The organism is Microbacterium sp. No. 7, assembly GCF_001314225.1.
In the GTDB taxonomy this organism is placed as follows: Bacteria; Actinomycetota; Actinomycetes; order Actinomycetales; family Microbacteriaceae; genus Microbacterium.
In genome coordinates this window covers 680,523-698,500 of record NZ_CP012697.1, presented here as the reverse complement: position 1 = coordinate 698,500, position 17,978 = coordinate 680,523, and the positions used below count along the sequence as shown (strand labels likewise).

The 17,978-nt window shown below is 73.7% G+C and carries 11 protein-coding genes; 2 read left to right on the top strand and 9 right to left on the bottom strand.

All coding sequences use genetic code 11. The features are described 5' to 3' along the window. Positions 1–55: 55 nt before the first annotated feature. On the top strand, positions 56–4,978 hold the full coding sequence (locus tag AOA12_RS03125) for an Lhr family ATP-dependent helicase (protein WP_054680016.1): 4,923 nt from the start codon (positions 56–58) through the stop codon (positions 4,976–4,978). A 130-nt stretch (positions 4,979–5,108) separates the two neighbouring features. Here the strand turns inward: AOA12_RS03125 and AOA12_RS03120 are convergent, their stop codons facing one another. From AOA12_RS03120 to AOA12_RS03100, 5 genes are all read right to left on the bottom strand, one after another. Continuing rightward, positions 5,109–5,963 carry an ABC transporter ATP-binding protein gene (locus AOA12_RS03120; protein ID WP_156366367.1) on the bottom strand — a complete coding sequence of 285 codons (855 nt, stop codon included), beginning with the start codon at positions 5,961–5,963 and terminating at the stop codon, positions 5,109–5,111. A 99-nt stretch (positions 5,964–6,062) separates the two neighbouring features. Next, complete coding sequence (locus tag AOA12_RS03115) at positions 6,063–7,139, bottom strand: FecCD family ABC transporter permease (protein WP_054680014.1); 1,077 nt, start codon at positions 7,137–7,139, stop codon at positions 6,063–6,065. Continuing rightward, positions 7,136–8,218 carry a FecCD family ABC transporter permease gene (locus tag AOA12_RS03110; RefSeq protein ID WP_442922282.1) on the bottom strand — a complete coding sequence of 361 codons (1,083 nt, stop codon included), beginning with the start codon at positions 8,216–8,218 and terminating at the stop codon, positions 7,136–7,138. Before AOA12_RS03110 ends, AOA12_RS03115 begins: the two co-directional genes overlap by 4 nt. Positions 8,219–8,234: 16 nt before the next feature. Then, positions 8,235–9,251: an ABC transporter substrate-binding protein gene (locus AOA12_RS03105; RefSeq protein WP_054680011.1), complete on the bottom strand. Its 1,017-nt coding sequence runs from the start codon at positions 9,249–9,251 to the stop codon at positions 8,235–8,237. Positions 9,252–9,338: 87 nt separating this feature from the next. Continuing rightward, positions 9,339–11,192 carry a siderophore-interacting protein gene (locus AOA12_RS03100; protein WP_054680008.1) on the bottom strand — a complete coding sequence of 618 codons (1,854 nt, stop codon included), beginning with the start codon at positions 11,190–11,192 and terminating at the stop codon, positions 9,339–9,341. A 232-nt stretch (positions 11,193–11,424) separates the two neighbouring features. Between AOA12_RS03100 and AOA12_RS03095 the strand changes: the two genes are divergently transcribed. Beyond that, on the top strand, positions 11,425–12,198 hold the full coding sequence (locus tag AOA12_RS03095; RefSeq protein WP_054680005.1) for a DNA-formamidopyrimidine glycosylase family protein: 774 nt from the start codon (positions 11,425–11,427) through the stop codon (positions 12,196–12,198). Positions 12,199–12,259: 61 nt separating this feature from the next. Here the strand turns inward: AOA12_RS03095 and AOA12_RS03090 are convergent, their stop codons facing one another. The 4 genes from AOA12_RS03090 to AOA12_RS03075 all read right to left on the bottom strand — a co-directional run bounded on the left by AOA12_RS03090 (position 12,260) and on the right by AOA12_RS03075 (position 17,908). Beyond that, positions 12,260–12,991, bottom strand: coding sequence for a FadR/GntR family transcriptional regulator (locus tag AOA12_RS03090; RefSeq protein WP_054680000.1), 732 nt, complete (start codon positions 12,989–12,991; stop codon positions 12,260–12,262). 98 nt (positions 12,992–13,089) lie between these two features. Continuing rightward, a complete protein-coding gene (locus AOA12_RS03085) occupies positions 13,090–15,858 on the bottom strand; it encodes an alpha/beta fold hydrolase (RefSeq protein ID WP_054679997.1) in 2,769 nt (922 codons plus the stop codon). Continuing rightward, on the bottom strand, positions 15,855–17,018 hold the full coding sequence (locus tag AOA12_RS03080) for a 3-dehydroquinate synthase II family protein (protein ID WP_054679994.1): 1,164 nt from the start codon (positions 17,016–17,018) through the stop codon (positions 15,855–15,857). The genes AOA12_RS03085 and AOA12_RS03080 overlap by 4 nt, the downstream gene beginning before the upstream one ends. Next, positions 17,018–17,908 carry a 2-amino-3,7-dideoxy-D-threo-hept-6-ulosonate synthase gene (locus AOA12_RS03075; RefSeq protein WP_082405885.1) on the bottom strand — a complete coding sequence of 297 codons (891 nt, stop codon included), beginning with the start codon at positions 17,906–17,908 and terminating at the stop codon, positions 17,018–17,020. Before AOA12_RS03075 ends, AOA12_RS03080 begins: the two co-directional genes overlap by 1 nt. Between the last annotated feature and the right edge of the window lie 70 nt (positions 17,909–17,978).

Below are 17,978 nucleotides of genomic sequence, written 5' to 3'. Positions count from 1 at the left end.
GCCGATCTCCCGCACTCGTGGCGTCGATGTCGGAGGGTCGGACGATGATGGGGTGATGGATGACGCACTCGCCCGCTTCGGCCCCGCGACGCAGGACTGGTTCCGCGGCGCGTTCGCGCGGCCGACGACGGCTCAGGCGGGTGCGTGGGCCGCGATCTCGGAGGGCAGGCACGCCCTCGTGGTCGCGCCGACCGGCTCGGGCAAGACGCTGTCGGCGTTCCTCTGGGCGATCGACCGCATCTTCCACGACAAGCGCGAGTCCTCGTCCGCCGAGGAAGGCGGCACGCAGGCCTCGAGCATGCCGCGCACGCGCGTGCTGTACGTCTCCCCGCTCAAGGCCCTGGGCGTCGACGTCGAGCGCAACCTGCGGTCTCCGCTCGTGGGCATCGACCAGTCGGCCCGGCGGCTGGGCCTTCGCGTGCCGCCCGTGACGGTCGGCGTGCGCTCGGGCGACACGCCCGCGGCCGACCGTCGGCGGCTCGTCGTCGACCCGCCCGACATCCTCATCACGACGCCCGAGTCCCTCTATCTCATGCTGACGTCGCAGGCGGCGCAGACGTTGCGCGGCGTGCACACCGTGATCGTCGACGAGGTGCACGCCGTCGCCGCGACCAAGCGCGGCGCGCACCTCGCGGTGAGCCTCGAGCGCCTCGACGCGCTGCTCGACGCTCCGGCGCAGCGCATCGGCCTCTCGGCGACGGTGCGCCCGATCGACGAGGTCGCGCGCTTCCTGGGCGGCGCCGCGCCCGTCGAGATCGTCGCGCCGCGCGCCACGAAGGCCTTCGATCTGCGCGTCGTCGTGCCGATGCCCGACATGGCCAATCCCCCGCCGCCTCCGGGCACGCCGGCGGATGCCGGGAACACCGACGAGGATGCCGACTGGTACACGACCTCGGCGCCCGCGACGGGCTCGGTGTGGCCGCACGTCGAGGAGGCGATCGTCGAGCGCATCCTCGCGCACCGGTCCACGATCGTGTTCGCCAACTCCCGCCGGCTCGCCGAGCGGCTCACGGGCCGGCTCAATGAGATCTACGAAGAGCTCGCGGGTGTCGATACGCCGGGTCTCGATACGCCGGGTCTCGATACGCCGTCGCTGCGCGACGGCACTCGACCAGCGGGGGCGGGCTCGACGCCAGGCGGCGTTCCGGCGGGGGCGGCGCGCGCCGGCGCGCGCCCGGCGGGCGGGATGCCGGCCGAGACGATGGCGCAGTCCGGCGTCTCCAGCGGCGCGCCGCCCGTGCTCGCGAAGGCGCACCACGGATCGGTGTCGAAGGAGCAGCGCGCGCAGGTCGAGGACGAGCTGAAGTCGGGCACGCTGCGCTGCGTCGTCGCGACGAGCAGCCTCGAGCTCGGCATCGACATGGGAGCCGTCGACCTCGTCATCCAGGTCGAGGCGCCGCCGTCGGCGGCATCCGGTCTGCAGCGCGTCGGGCGCGCGGGGCATCAGGTGGGCGAGGTGAGCCGCGCGGCGCTGTTCCCCAAGCACCGCGGCGACATCCTGCACACGGCCGTCGTGACCGAGCGCATGCTCGCGGGAAAGATCGAGGCGATCGCGATTCCGCAGAACCCGCTCGACATCCTCGCGCAGCAGACGGTCGCCGCGTGCGCCGTCGGGCCGGTCGACGTCGAGGGCTGGTATGAGACGGTGTGCCGCTCGGCACCGTTCCGCTCGCTGCCGCGCTCGGCCTACGAGGCGACGCTCGATCTGCTCGCGGGACGCTACCCGTCCGACGAGTTCGCCGAGCTGCGACCGCGGGTCGTGTGGGATCGCGATCACGGCACGCTCACCGGGCGGCCGGGCGCGCAGCGCATCGCGGTCACGAGCGGCGGCACGATTCCCGATCGCGGCCTGTTCGGCGTGTTCGTCGCGGGCGAGACGACGGGCGCGCGCGTGGGCGAGCTCGACGAGGAGATGGTCTACGAGTCGCGCGTGAACGACGTGTTCACTCTCGGCACAACGAGCTGGCGCATCGTCGAGATCACGCACGACCGCGTCAACGTCGTGCCGGCGTTCGGGCAGCCCGGCAAGCTGCCGTTCTGGCACGGCGACGGCCTCGGGCGACCGTCCGAGCTCGGCGAGGCGCTCGGCCGGTTCTCACGCGAGATCGCCGCGGAGCCTCCCGAGAAGGCGACGGCACGCCTGCGCGAGTCGGGCCTCAACGACAACGCGATCGCCAACCTGCTCGCCTACCTGAGCGAGCAGCGCGAGGCGACCGGCAGCCTGCCGACCGACCGCACCCTCACGGTCGAGCGGTCGCGCGACGAGGTCGGCGACTGGCGGGTGATCCTGCATTCCCCTTACGGCATGCACGTGCACGCGCCGTGGGCGCTCGCGGTGAACGCACGCATCCGCGAACGCCTCGGCGTCGAAGGGTCGGCGGTCGCGAGCGACGACGGCATCATCGCCCGCGTGCCCGACGCCGACGCCGAGCCGCCCGGCGCCGAGCTGTTCGTGTTCGAACCCGACGAGCTGGAGCAGCTCGTGACCGACGAGGTGGGCGGATCGGCCCTGTTCGCCTCACGCTTCCGCGAGTGCGCGGCCCGGGCGCTGCTACTGCCGCGCCTGAACCCGCAGAAGCGCGCGCCGCTGTGGCAGCAACGGCAGCGCTCGGCGCAGCTGCTGGAGGTCGCGCGCAAGCATCCGACGTTCCCGATCATCCTCGAGACGCTGCGCGAGGTGCTGCAAGACGTCTACGACCTGCCCGCGCTGCTGCGCGTCGCCCGCGCGATCGGCGACCGGCGCATCCGGCTCGTCGAGACCACGACGAGCCAGCCGTCGCCGTTCGCACGCGACCTGCTGTTCGGATATGTCGGTGCGTTCATGTACGAGGGCGACTCGCCCCTCGCCGAGCGACGCGCGGCGGCCCTGTCGATCGACCCCGCCCTGCTGTCGGAGCTGCTCGGCAAGGTCGAGCTGCGTGAGCTGCTCGACCCCGCCGTCATCGTGCAGTTCGAGGCCGAGGCGCAGCGGCTCGCCCCCGACCGGCGCGTGCGCGGCGTCGAGGGCGTCGCCGACCTGCTGCGCCTGCTCGGACCCCTGGATGCCGCGGAGGTCGCGGAGCGGCTGGACGCGGCGTCGGCGGGTCTCGATGCGCGGGATCGCGATACGTCTGATCTCGATACGCGGGATCTCGATACACCGTCGCTGCGCGACGGCACTCGATCAGCGGTGGTGCTGCGCGACGGCACTCGATCAGCGGGCGTGGATAGTTCGGGCGCGGGGGCCAGGCCCGACGACGGGACGCGATCAGCGGGGGCCGGAGCGGCAGGCGCTGCTTCGCTGGCATCCGCGCTGCTCGGCGAGCTGGTGGCGGCGCGCCGGGCGATCCCCGTGACGATCGCGGGCAGCGAGCGGGTCGCCGCGATCGAGGATGCCGGGCGCCTGCGCGACGCCCTCGGCATCGGACTGCCGGTCGGCATCCCCACGGCGTTCCTCGAGCCCGTCGCCGATCCACTGGCCGACCTCGTCGCCCGCCATGCCCGCACGCACGGGCCCTTCCGCACCGGCGATGTCGCCGCCCGGTTCGGGCTCGGCGCAGCGGTCGCGCGCCAGGCGCTGCAGCGTCTCGAGTCGCAGGGCCGCCTGTCGAGCGGATACTTCCTCGCCGATGCCCCGCCGGGATCCGACGACCGCGAATGGTGCGACACCGAGGTGCTGCGCCGGCTGCGACTGCGTTCCCTCGCGGCGATCCGCGGCGCCGTCGAGCCCGTGCCTCCCGACGCGTTCGCACGGTTCCTGCCCGCATGGCAGCACCTCGATCGGCCGCTCGAGGGCGTCGACGGCGTGCTCGCCACGATCGAGCAGCTGGCGGGCGTGCCGCTCCCGGCGAGCGCGTGGGAGTCGCTCATCCTGCCGTCACGCGTGCGCGACTACGCGCCGTCCCTGCTCGACGAGCTGCTCGCCACGGGCGAGGTCGTCTGGTCCGGCCACGGCTCGCTGCCCGGACGCGACGGCTGGATCGCCCTGCATCCGGCCGATCTGGCATCCGTCACGCTCGTTCCGCCCGACGAGCCGGCCGAGACGAGCGCACTCGAGCAGCGGGTGCTCGACGTGCTCGTCGGCGGCGGCGCGTTCTTCGCGGCCCAGCTCCAGACGCTGACCGGCGCCGAGAGCGAGACCGCCGTCGTCGACGCGCTGTGGAACCTCGCCTGGACCGGGCGTGTCACGGGTGACACCTTCGCCCCCATCCGCACGCTGCTGTCGGGTGGCTCGCAGGCGCATCGCACGGCGCGGCGCACACCGCGCACCCGCATGTTCCGCGGCACGCCGCTGGCCGCCGCGCGCACCACGCCACCGCGCGCACCCCTCGCCGGGGGCCGCTGGTCGCTGCTGCCGGCGCCCGAGCCCGACGCCGCCGTCCGAGCCGCGGCGACCGCGAGCCTGCTGCTGGAGCGGTACGGCGTCGTCACGCGCGGCTCGGTGCAGGCCGAAGGCGTGCCGGGCGGGTTCGCGCAGGTCTATCGCGTGCTCTCCGGATTCGAGGATGCCGGGCACTGCCGCCGCGGCTATGTCATCGAACGCCTCGGCGCCGCACAGTTCGCGACGTCGGCGACGATCGACCGCGTGCGCGAGTTCGCCACGCTGCCTGATCCGGCACCGCTCGCCGCGCGCACACTGGCCGCGACGGACCCCGCCAACCCCTACGGCGCGGCGCTCGCGTGGCCCGCGCTCGAGGGGGTCGGCCATCGCCCCGGCCGCAAGGCGGGTGCGCTCGTGACGCTCGTCGATGGCATCCTGGTGCTCTACCTCGAGCGCGGCGGACGCTCGGCCCTCGCCTTCACCGACGACGAGACCGTGCTCGCCGCCGCGGCGCGCAGCCTCGTCGAGACAGCGCGCGCCCACCGTCTCGACACCCTCACGATCGAGCAGGTCAGCGGTCAGTTCGTCTACGGCACCGCCGTCGGCCGCGCCCTGCACGCCGCGGGCTTCGTCGAGTCGTCCCGCGGCCTCACGCTCCGCCGCACCTCCCGCCCCTAGCCTCGGCGGCCCGACGCCCGCGAAGCCCGACGGCCCACCGGGCCGCCCCCACGCCGCCCCCGTGTTCACAACTCAGGAGAATCGCACCGGTGAGCCTGAGAACCGGGGCTTTCCGCGCGGTTCTCCTGAGTTAAGCGACGGGCGCGCCGGCGGGCGCCCCGGCATCCACCCCGGTGGCCTCGCACCCGGCGCAGCACGTGCGGGTCAGCGGCACGACCTGCGGGGTCCCGGTGACGGGGTCGGGGGTGACGATGCAGCGCAGACCGAAGACGCGCTCGACGAGGTCGCTCGTGAGCACCTCGGCGGGCGGCCCCTGGGCGACGATCTGTCCGTCGCGCATCGCGATGAGGTGCGTCGCGAACCGGGCGGCCTGGTTCAGGTCGTGCAGCACCGCGACGAGCGTGCGCCCCGCACGATGCAGATGCGTGAACAGCTCCATCAGGTCGATCTGGTGCGCGATGTCCAGATAGGTCGTCGGCTCGTCGAGCAGCATGATCGGCGCCTCCTGGGCGAGCGCCATCGCGATCCAGACGCGCTGCCGCTGCCCGCCCGACAGCTCGGCCACGGGACGCGAGGAGAGCTCGGTGAGCCCGGTCGCGCGCAGCGCCTCGGCGACGGCGGCCTCGTCGGCCGGCGTCCACTGCCGGATGAGGTTCTGGTGCGGAAAGCGTCCGCGGGCGACGAGGTCGGCGACGCCGATGCCGTCGGGGGCAATCGAGCTCTGCGGCAGCAGCGCGATCTGCCGCGCCAGATCCTTCGCGCGATACGACGCGAGCGGCCGCCCGTCGAGGGTCACCGTGCCGCCCGCGGGCTTGATGAGGCGCGCGAGGCCGCGCAGCAGCGTCGACTTCCCGCAGCCGTTGGGCCCGACGATCACGGTGAACGAGCCGTCGGGGATGTCGACGGTCAGGCCCGTGCTGATCGTGCGGGCGTCGTAGCCGAGCGTCGCGTCGTCGGTGCGCAGTCGCGCGGTGCGACCTGTCATCGCGGTCTCTCCTGTCATCCGAAACTCAGCACCCATCCGAACCTCAGCCACCCATCCGAAACCCAGCGTCCATCCGAGACTCCGCCGCCCATCCGAGCCTCAGCCCCGCCCTCGCGCCTCGCGCACGAGCAGCCACACCAGATACCCGCCGCCGATCACGACCGTGACCACGCCGACGGGCAGGCCCGGGGTCAGCAGGTGCTGCGCGACGATGTCGGCGGATGCCAGCATGAGGGCGCCCATGATCGCGGCGGGCACGAGCGCGACGCCGGGCGATCGCACGAGCCGCCGGGCGATCTGCGGCGCGGCGAGCGCCACGAACGCGATCGGCCCGGCCGAGGCCGTGACCGTCGCGGTGAAGGCGACGCCGATGACGATGAGCGAGAGGCGCAGGGGCTCGACGCGCACGCCGCCCGCCTTCGCCGCGTCGTCGCCGAGCTCGAGCTGCCGCAGGCCGGGCGCGCACACCGCGGCCGCGACGAACAGCAGCGCGATGACCGCGCACGCCCCGGCGACCTGCGCGCCGATCATGCCGTTCAGCGAGCCGATGCCCCACGCCGTCGCGCTGAGCGCCACCTCCTGCGTGCTGACCATGAGCAGCCACACGTTGACCGACATCAGCATCGCGCTGAACGCGATGCCGGCGATGATGAGCCGGAATCCCTGCACGCCCCGCTGCCAGGCGACGAGGTAGACGAGCAGCGCGGTCGCGAGCCCGCCGACGAGCGCGCCGGCCGCGACCTGCAGGTAGCCGCCGCCGAGCAGGATGATCACGATGAGGGCGCCCGTGTACGACCCGGTGCTGAAGCCGATGATGTCGGGGCTCGCGAGCGGGTTGCGGGTGAGCGACTGGAAGATCGCTCCGGCGATGCCGAGCGCAGCGCCGAAGACGATCGCCGCGACGGCGCGCGGCAGCCGCCATTCGAGCACGACGGTGCTCGCGAACCCGGCCTCCGGGTCGCCGGTGAGCGCGGCCCACACCTGCGCGACCGACAGCGGGTACTGCCCGATCATGAGCGAGAGGATGCCGACGGCGAGGGTGAGCGCGGCGAGCACGGCGCCCGTCACGAGGGAGCGGCGCCGCCAGCGCAGCGCGACGCCGCCGGCCCGGGTCACGACCTGTGCGCTGCCGAAGTCGATGGATGCGACACCGGCATCCCGCGCGGCGACGCTCACAGTCCGCTCGCCTTCCGGCGGCGCACAAGCACGACGAGCACGGGCGCGCCGACGAACGCGGTGACGACGCCGACGGGCAGCTCGCCGGGGCTCATGACCACCCGGCCGAGCACGTCGGAGGCGAGCACGAGCGAGGGCGCGAGCACGAGCGTGTAGGCGAGGATCCAGCGCTGGTCGGGACCGGTGATCCACCGGGCGATGTGCGGGATCATGAGGCCGACGAAGCCGATCGGCCCCGCGATCGCGGTCGCGCCGCCGGCGAGCAGGGTGACGGCGACGACCGTGAGCACGCGGATCCGGCCGATGCGGATGCCGAGCGAGCGGGCGAGGTCGTCACCGAGCGCGATCGCGTTGAGCGACGCGGCGACACCGGCGGCGATGAGCACGCCGACGCCCAGGAACGGCAGCACGGGCAGCAGCACGTCGAAGCCACGGCCGACGAGCGTGCCCGCGTTCCACGTGCGCATGGTGTTGAACGCCTCGGTGTTGAGCAGCATGAGTCCCGTGACGACGCCCTGCAGCGCCGCGCCGACCGCCATCCCGGCGAGCGTGAGCCGCAGCGGATCGACGCCGCTGCGGCCGGCCGCGCCGATCGCGAAGACCGCGACGGTCACGAGGAGCGCCCCGGCGAGCGCGAACCAGATGTAGCCCTGGATGCTGGAGACGCCGAGCACCGCGACCCCGAGGGCGACGAAGAGCATGGCGCCCGCGTTGACGCCCAGGATGCCGGGGTCGGCGAGCGGGTTGCGGGTGAGCGCCTGGATGAGGGCGCCGGCGAGGCCGAGCGCCGCACCGACGACGATGCCCGTGACGGTGCGCGGCACGCGCAGGTCCCAGATCACGAAGTCGTCGCCCTCGCCCGTGTAGGCGAAGAGGCCGTGCAGCACGCCGTCGAGCGGGATGTTCTTGGAGCCCACGGCGACGCTCAGCAGCATGAGCGCGACGAGCGCCGCGAGGGCGATCGCGAGGCCGACGGCGCGGCGCGTGCGCGGGGCGCGCGGCGCGGCGCCGGGCTGCTCGTGCACCCCGGTCTCGAAGGGCGTGGTGCCGGGAGGGGCGGCGGGCCCCTCCCGGCCGATGACGGTCACGTCGGGATCAGCCCTTCGCGAGCGCGGTGCCCGAGAGCTGCTCGGTCACCCAGTCGATCGCCCAGGCGAGGCTGAGCGGGCCGGCGCCGTTCGTCGCGTTGGCGAGCGCCAGGTCGGGCACGAGCACGGCTTCGTTCTTCACAGCGGGCAGCTGCTGGTAGCGCGGGTCGGCGCCGAGCACCGCAGGGTCCGACTGCCAGAACCAGATGCTCAGCACGTCGGCGCTCAGCTGGTCGATGTTCTCCAGCGAGATGTCGTTGGTGCCGTTGCCCGACTGCGTGTTGTCCTGGTTCTCGGCGGGCACGAGGCCGAAACCGTCGAGCCAGCTGCCGTTGCCGAACCAGAACTTGGTGCCGTCATAGCCGACCGACTGGTAGGTCTTGCCCTCCAGGCCGGGCATCCCGGCGCTCGCCGCGGCGTACGCCTCCTCGACCTTCGCGGCGGCGGCGTCGGCGGCATCCGGCTCGCCGATCAGCTCGCCGATCGCGTCGAGGGTCACGTTCCAGTCGTTGTTGCCGAGGGTGACGCCGACGAACGTCGGGGCGATCGAGGAGATCTGCGTGTAGAGGTCCTCGTCGACCTGCCACGTGTTGGCGAGGATCAGGTCGGGGTCGTACTTCGCGATCGCCTCGAGCACGGGCTGGTACTCCGCGTTGACGAGCGCGGGGTCCATCGGGCCCGTCGCGACGCCCTCGAGCCACGGGAACGACGCGGCGAACGCGGCCTCGTCGGCGACGCCCGCGCTGAACGCGACCGTCTCGACGCCCATCGCGGCGAGGGCGTCGACATAGCTGGCGCTGAGCGCGACGATCTTCTGCGGCTTCTCGTCGACGGTGATCTCGCCGTAGGCGGTGTCGAGCGTGACGGGGAAGCCCTCGGTCGCGGCGGCGCTGCTCGTGCCGTCGGCGGCGGCCTCGTCGCCGGACGCGGGCGTGCTCGAGCCGCAGGCGGTGAGGGCGAGCGCGGCGCCGAGCGCGAGCCCGGCGAACGCGGTGGCGCGACGGGCGGTGTGCGTGCGTGTCATGCGGTGTTCCTTCTGTGTGCTGTGTGTGTGCGGGGTGGGGGTCGGGCCGTGCGGTCAGGCGGGCCGTGCGGTCAGACGGGGCCGGCTTCAGACGGGGACGACGCGGAACATGCGGAATCCCCAGCCGACGGGCTCCTCGGAGTGCACCCGAAGGCCGGCGTCGGCGAAGAGCGCGAGCAGCTCCTCCTCGGTGCGGATGCCGGTGCCGTACAGCGTGAACATCTGCAGGTCGGCCTCGACCTCGTGCTCGTCGAGCTCGTCGGTCTTGAGGATGTCCTCGACGACGAGCAGCGCGCCCCCGTCGGTGAGCCCGGCGGCGGCGCGGCGCAGCACGTGGACGGCGTCGTCGTGGCGGTGCCGGCCGAGCTCCTTGACGATGAGCACGGCATCCGTCGCGGGCGCCGTCTCGAACAGCGACCGCTCCACGAAGTCGATGCGCGACAGGTGCTCCTCGTCGGCGACGCTCGTGGCGAGGTCGCCGCGGAACCACGCGACGCGCGAGGGCAGGTCGGCGATCGTGACGCGGGCCTCGGGCACCGCGGCGACGATCGCGGATGCCATGACGCCGGCGCCCTCCGACCGCACCGTGACGGTCGGGAATCCCTGCACGGTCGGCGACTGCGCGAGCGGCTCGGCGAGATAGCGGCCGAAGTCGGAGATCTGCTCCAGCGCGCGGTCCTCGTACCAGGGCTCGGCGCTCAGGTCGGCGTAGCTCTGGCCGGTGACGGAGGTGTAGCTCTCGCCTCCGGTGCGCACGGAGTGCTCGATGCCGTGGAAGGCGAGCGAGCGCCGGGCGAAGTAGCCGTCGCGCTGCAGCACGTCGAGCACGAAGTCGTCGACGAGGTAGTCCCCGGCGTCCGTCAGCGCGTAGTGGCCCGGCACGGTCTCCTCGAGCAGCTCGAGCGCGTGCAGGTAGCGCAGCAGCTTCTGCACGCCGACGGGGTCGCACGAGGACTGCTTCGCGAGCTCGCCGACGCCCGTGACGCCGCGCGAGATGAGCTCGGGCAGCCCCAGGTCGACGGCCGCGCGGATCGCGAGCGGCGGTGCGAGCTCGGCGAGCTCGTGCAGCTTCTCGAACGCCTCCTCGTTGCGCTCGGGGTCGGGCACCGCGGGGTCGTCCTCGAGCGTGATGACCTCGCCGAGCCGCCAGTAGCCGGTGAAGTCGATGACGTCCTTCGCGAGCCCGCGGTCCTCGACCAGGTGACGGCGGACCAGCTTGACCTGCGTCGACTCGCCCGCGATCCAGGCGAACGGGTCGCCCTCCCACCAGTCGGCGGCGCGCACGGCATCCGTCAGCAGCGTCGTCGTCCCGGCGGGCAGGCCGTCGCGCACGAGCCACGTCACCTCGACGCCGGGCAGCTCGCGCAGCGGGATGCGGTGCTCGGCGAGCGAGATCTCGATGAACACCTGCGCGCGGGCGTCGTCCGGCAGCTCGTCGAGCAGGCGGGCGATCGCGGGCAGCGCCGTGTCGTCGCCGACGACCAGCAGCCAGTCGGCGACGGGCAGCGCGGCGCTCGCGGGCGGGCTCACGAGGTGCACGCGGTCGCCCGTCGACGCGCGGTACGCCCAGGTGGTCGCGACTCCCGTGCCGTGCTTGACGAAGTCGACCGTCAGCTCGCCGCTCCGCTGGTCCCACTCGCGCACGGTGTAGACCTTCGAGAGCGCGCGGGGGCTCTTCGGCCAGTCGACGTGACCGGGCTCCTGCGTCGGCAGCACGGGATCGGTGCGACCCGGGTAGGGAAAGACGAGACGGATGGCGTCGTCGAAGCCGTCGCTGCGGAAGGCCGGCTGCGGCAGCCCGTTCGACGACGTGAAGGCGCCCAGCTCGTCGCCGCCGAGCACGACGCGGCGCAGCCCCGGGGTGATGTCCTCGATGCGCGTGACCTCGACCTCGCGCAGGCTCATGGGGTGGACGGTGAGGCGTCGTGTGGTCTTGGGCACGCGCGAAAACCTTTCGTCAGACTGAAGGTTTCAGTCGGGTCGACACTCCGAGCCCACACGGACGCGTCCGTCCGGGGCTCACGAGCAGGCCGGCGAATCGGGGGCTCGCGGGCGCAATTAGTGAGGTTAGCCTAGCCTGCCCCTCGCGCACAACTCCCCGGAGCCGACCGCAGTCGAACGGAGTAGTGTCGGCCGGAAGGCCGAACCGGCCCGCGAACACGGGAGCACGACCATGCCCGAGGGCGACACCGTCTGGCGCGCGGCGCAGCGGCTGCACGCCGCGCTCGCGGGACAGACCGTCACGCGCTTCGACATCCGCGTACCCGGCAGCGCCGCCGCCGACCTCACGGGCGAGACCGTGCACGAGGTCGTCGCGCGCGGAAAGCACCTGCTCGTGCGCATCGGCGACCAGACCCTGCACTCGCACCTGCGCATGGAGGGCGTCTGGCACGTCTATCGTCCCGGCGAGCGCTGGCGACGCCCCGGCCACACCGCGCGCGCGATCGTCTCGACGGGAAGGGCGGATGCCGTGGGCTTCGACCTCGCGATGGTCGAGGTGCTGCCGACGGCCGACGAGGATCGCGTCGTCGGCCACCTCGGCCCCGATCCGCTCGGCCCCGACTGGGACGCCGCCGAGGCCGCGCGCCGCCTCGGCGCCGACCCGCGGCCGATCCACGTCGCGCTGCTCGATCAGCGCAACGTCGCCGGCTTCGGCAACGAGTACGCCAACGAGCTGCTGTTCGTGCGCGGCATCCTCCCCACGACGCCCGCGACGGAGGTCGACGCGCCCGGCCTGCTCGAGACGGGCGCGCGGATGATCCGCGCGGGCCGCGACCAGGTGCAGCGCACCTTCACGGGCGACACCCGCCCCGGCCGGCGCAACTGGGTCTATCGCCGGGAGCGCCGGCCCTGCCTGCGCTGCGGCACGCCCATCCGCCGCACCGACCTCGGCGCGACCCCCACCGAGGAGCGCATCGTCTTCTGGTGCCCGCAGTGCCAGCGCTGACCCGGGCGCGGCCGGCGCCGGGCGGTGCGGGCCGGTCCGGCATCGGCCGGTGGAGGCCGGGTCAGACGGTGGTGGCGCCCGTCGCGACGGCGATGGTCTCGTCGCCGGAGTCGTCGTCGGCGGGGGCGGCGATGAGGTCGTGCTCGGCGTGGTCCGCGGCGGCGTGCACGGCCGCGATCGGGTCGCCCGCGATGATCGCCTCGAGGATGGCCGCGTGGTCGGCGCGGCGCGTCTCGACGCCCGCGCCGTAGACCACCTCGCCCTTGTTGATCGCGGTGCGCAGGCCCGCCATGACGCCCGCGTACAGCCCCACCATCAGGGAGTTCCCGGTCGCCTCGATGAGCAGCTGGTGGAACTGGCCGGGCGTGCGGCCGCGCTCCCAGCGCATCGGCGTGCCGGCATCCCCCGCCAGGTCGCGCTCGTGCGCGGCCCGCAGCGCCTCGATGTGCGCCTCGGTGCGGTTGCGCGCGGCCAGCTGGCAGGCCTCGATCTCGAGCGCGCGGCGGAATCCGAGGATCTCGTGCACCGGGAACTCCGAGACGAAGTCGGCGAGCATGTCGCTCGTGGGGAGCCGCGAGCGCACGAACGTGCCGCGGCTGACAGCGGGCTCGAGCAGCCCGAGCGTCGCGAGCGACCGCACCGCCTCGCGCACGGTCGTGCGGCCGACGCCCAGCATCTCCATGAGCTCCGGCTCGGTCGGGATCTTCGATCCGACCGGCCATTCGCCCGACACGATCTTGCGCCTCAGATACGCGATGGTCGTCTTGACCCTGCCCCGTCCGGTCGCGTCCATACCCCGTCGTGTTCCTCTTCTTCGGCGAAAGCCCGAGTCTAACAACCGGTTCCCATGACGCTCCTGAACGCGGAGCCGGGCCAGTCCTCCGGTCGGGCTCAGCCGCGCGGCGCGGAGCCCTGCGCGATGCGGGCGAGCTCGGCGTCGAGCCGGTCGACGACGGGCCGGTCGAACGGCGGCCGCAGGATCGAGGTGTGACCGCCGGCGACGGGCACGACCTCGTGCGGGCCGGCGAGCAGCTCGCCCCACCACGTGAGGTCGTTGGGGTTGTCGGGGGCCGTGAAGACGACGGTCGGCGCCTCCCACCGGTGCGGGCGGTGCCGGTTGAACAGCCGCAGGCTCTGCTCCCAGAACACGGCGTTCTGCAGCCGCTGCGGATGCCGCGTCCACCCGGCCGTGACCTGACGCGCGTGCGTGCGCATGCGCTCGCCCCACGGCGGAGCGATGCCGCGCGGCGACCCGGGCAGGTCGGCGGGGCGATGACCGGGCCCGACGGCGCGGTCGAGGAACCGGTCGGAGACGATCGAGTCGAGCACCGCGACGAGACGCACGTCGTAGCCGCGCTCGCGCAGGATCGCGGCGCACTCCAGGGCGAGGATGCCGCCGTACGAGTGCCCCGCGAGCACGAGCGGCGTCTCGGGTCCGGTGCGCGTGATGACCCCGAGGTGCCGGCGCAGCACGGCGTTCAGCGTCCGGTCGACCGGACCGCGGCGCTCGTAGCCGGCGGCCTGGTAGCCGATCGTCTCGACGTCGGCGCGCAGCGCGGTCACGAGCGGCAGCAGCGCGAGGGCGGGCGCGCCCCCGCCCGCGAAGACGTGCAGGCGCGCGGGGTGGTCGCCCCTGCGGAGCCGCACGGCGGTGCCGGGCAGCCGCGCCGCGGAGCCGGGCAGGTCGCGTTCGCCCCCCGCCCGCGACCCCTCGCCCTTCGCCCGCGGCCCCCGGCCCGCGACCCGCGAGCCTCGGCCCGTCGCCCGCGATCCGCCCCGTCCCGCGTCGATCACCTGCGCGAGCTCCGCGATGGTCGGCGCCGCGACGAGCGCGGCGGAGTCGAGGCTGCGGCCCGTCGCGGTCTCGACCTGCGCGAGCATCTCGGCGACGGCCAGCGAGTCGGCGCCGAGCGCCCAGAAGTCGGCGTCGACCGAGACGGCGTCGAGGCCCAGCACCGACTGCCAGATCGTCGCGAGCAGCCGCTCCGCCGGCGTGCGCGGCTCGAGCACCGGCAGCGCGGGCGGCGTCGGCAGGTCGCCACGGCTCACCTTGCCGCGCTCGTTGCGCGGGAGCGCCGGCATCATGACGATGCGGCTGGGCACCATCCACGCGGGGAGCAGCTCGCGCAGACGACGGCGCAGCGCGGCCTCGATGAGCGGACGGTCGGTCTGCGCGGGCACGACGTGGGCGACGAGGCGCTGCCGGCCACCGGCATCCACCGTCGTGACGACTGCCTCGACGACGGGCGCCGCCGCGAGGATCGCCGCCTCGACCTCCAGGGGCGCGACGAGATAGCCGCCCACCTTCATCGCCTGGTCGGCGCGACCCATGAGGCGCAGGACGCCGGGCGCCTCCCAGCGCGCGAGATCGGCGGCGTGGTAGGTCCAGACGCCGTCGGGCGAGACCTCGAACGCCTCGTCGGTGCGCGCCGGGTCGTCGAAGTAGCCGCTGGAGAGGTACCGCGCCGTGACCCGCAGCCGTCCGCTCTCCCCGTCGGGGACCGGGCGGCCCTCGTCGTCGACGATCTCGACCGACTTGTTCGGCACGATGCCGCCGACGGGCAGGAAGCCCTCGCGGTCGGCGTCCTCGTCGGGCTCGACGCGCAGGAAGGCGAGCGAGCCGATCTCCGACGCGCCCGAGAGCACGCAGAACGACACGGGCCCCTCGGCCGCGTCGCGCACGCGCCGCACGAGCGACCACGGCACGGGCTCCCCGCCCGCCGTCGTCAGGCGCACGGGTGCCGGCAGCGCGGGCGGCGGTGCGTCGTCGATGATCGCGGTGAGCAGCGACGGCGTCGCGTGCAGGTGCGTGACGCCCTCGTCGGCCAGCCACTGCGGCATGCCCGCGAGGCCCGTGAGCCGCACGTCGCGCACGTGCAGGCTCGCGCCGTTGAGCAGGGCGCAGAAGACGATGTCGAGGCCGCCGCCGAAGCTCAGCGGCAGCACCATCGCGTTGCGCACGCCGGGCGCCTGATCGTGCGTCATCCGCCCGATGTAGGCCTGGTGCAGCCACGCCCCGTGGTCGTGCACGCACCCCTTGGGCGCGCCCGTCGAGCCCGAGGTGAAGATGACGGCGGCCGGCGTGTCCTCATTGACGCCACCGTCCGCCGGGCTCGTCGCCGACGCCCCCGGCACCGGCGTCTCCGGCAGGGGCTCCCCCGGCACCGGCACTCCCGACCCCGCCTGCTCCGGCACGGATGCCGCATCCGCCGGCAGCGCCGACACGTCGAGCAGCCGCGCCCCCGCGCGGTCGAGCAGGGCGTGCACGCGCTCGTCGGGGAACGTCGGGTCGATCGGCATCGCCATGCGCCCCGCCGCCAGGACGGCGAGGAAGGCGCACACCGCGGCGACCGTGCCGTCCATCACGACGGCGATCGGCGCCCCCTCGTGCGCGCGATGCCGTTCCTGGCGCGCGATCGCGGCCCCCCAGCCGTCGACGCGCGCCAGCAGCCGCCCGTACGTCAGCCGCCCGTCGGGCCCCGTGAGCGCGAGCGCCTCGGGCAGCGCCGCGGCGACGTGCCGCAGCCGGTGCGTCACCGACGTCCACTCCCCGGGGACCCGCAGCGGCACGAACGCGGGCCGCTGCGACTCGTCATCGCCCTGCACCGGCTCGCTCCGGGCCTGATCACCGTGACGCGCCGCGACGGACGCCGGCGTCATCGTTCGATGCAGTATTCGGAGATCGGCAGGCCGACGTGACGCGACTCGGCCGGCACGTAGCCCAGCAGGCGGTCGCCGGGCGTCAGCTCCGTGACGTTGTTCACGGTCGCGCCGGGGCCGAGCAGGCGCACGTGCCAGTCGTCCTGCGCGATGATGTTCACGCGCTTGCCGTCCTGCGTCGCGGCCGTGATCGAGATGAGCGGGCGGCGCTCGATCTTGACGCGGCCGATGCGCACCTCGCGCACCGAGCCGTCGGTGCGCACCGCGAGGATCGGGTGGCCCGCGCGCAGCTCCGAGACGTAGCGGGTGCGGTTGTCGGGGCCGAGCACGTAGGAGTGCACCGCGCCGGCGTTCCAGCGGAACGGACGCGTGGGCATGTAGGGCAGCGGGTGGGTCTCGGAGCACGAGAGGAAGAATCCCGACGCGAACGAGCCGATGAGGCATCCTTCGTCCTGCTCGAGAAGCGAGCACGTGTCGATGCAGGCGCGCTCGCCCATACCGATGTGCTCGACCTCCTCGACGACGAACTCCTCCAGCAGCAGGTGCTGCTGCTGCGGGGTGATGACCTGCTGCAGCAGCGCGATCTCCTCGAGCGACCGCGGCGCGAGCAGCAGGCCGTCGGAGCCGTGCTCGAGCACGATCGCGACGATCTCGGCGTCGGTGATGTCGCTCACGACGGTCACCGTGCGGCCGCCGGAGTTCTCCGCCGCCGCGATCACGATCTCCAGCGGGATCTTGGTCGGGTCGGTGAAGGTGAGCAGCGTCCACGGCACGCGCCGCACGGCCTGGCACGCGACCTCGAGCGTCTCGGCGTCGGAGACCACGACGTGCACGGCGCGATCGGCGTCGGCGGGCACGGTCACCTCGTCGAGGATGCCGGAGGGCGTGAGCACCAGGTCGATGCCCGACTCCGGGATCTCGTCGGCGGGCGACGAGACCGCGAGGATGCGGCGCACCGTGGGCGGCAGGGTCGCGAGCAGCTCGGCGTCGTCGGAGACGATGCCCTCGACGCGATGGTGGATCGCGGCGTCGACGTAGGCGACGCGCTGGTCGGCGCGCACGCCGCGCAGGTCGAGCCAGGCGAAGTGCTCGAAGCGGGCATCGGCCGCCGCGGCGGGCGCGAGCGGGATGACCTTGTCGGTGACGATGATGTCGTCCATCAGGCGGGGATTCTCCTGTCGATCGGGTTCGCCGACGTCGCCCCGGGTCGGGTGAGCTCGGTCAGCGAGGAGGGAAGTGACGGGCCGAGCGGGTAGCTCTCGGCGCACGAGACGAGGGTGCTCGCGACGCGCAGCGGGTCGTCGGACTCGAACACGCTGCGGCCGAAGCACACGCCCGCGGCGCCCGCGGCGAAGACCTCGTGCGCGCGCTCGCGGTTGGCCTCGACCGAGGGCTCGACACTGCCGCCGGCGATGAGGACGGGGATGGGCGTGGCGCCGACGACGACGCTGAGCGCCTCGGAGCTGCCCGGGTACGAGAGCTTCACCAGGTCGGCGCCGAGGTCGACCGCGATCGCGGAGAGGTGCGCGAGCGTCTCGGCGCTCTGGTCCTCGGGCAGGTCGGCGCGGCGCGCGTACATCATCGCGAGCAGGGGCATGCCGAGCGCGTCGCAGCGCTGCGCGACGGCGGCGAGGTCGCGCAGCTGCGCGGGCTCGTTCGCCGAGCCGACGTTGACGTGCACGCTCACGGCGTCGGCGCCGTAGCGCACGGCGTCGTCGACGTCGCCGACGAGCACCTTCGAGTCGTTGTCGGCGTGGTGCCGCGTGCCGGCCGAGACGTGCACGATGAGGGCGAGCCGGGTGAACAGCGCGGGGTCGATCGTGCGCACGCGCCCCTTGTGCACGATCACGGCGTTGACGCCCGCGGTCGCGAAGGTGCTCACGAGCGCCGAGGTGGACACCCCGCCGGCGATGGGGCCCAGCGTGACCGAGTGGTCGAGCGGCACGAAGACGCTGCGCCCGCGCCCGGAGAGGAGGCGCGACAGACGGATCGCCTTGCCGGGCGAGCCCCCGCTCACGATGGCGGTTCGGCCCGAGTATGCAGCGGTCATCCACGTACCCTTCGAACGATGTCTTGCGAAGCCTCGGTCCTGCGGCGTTCCGGCAAGACCCTGACCGGGC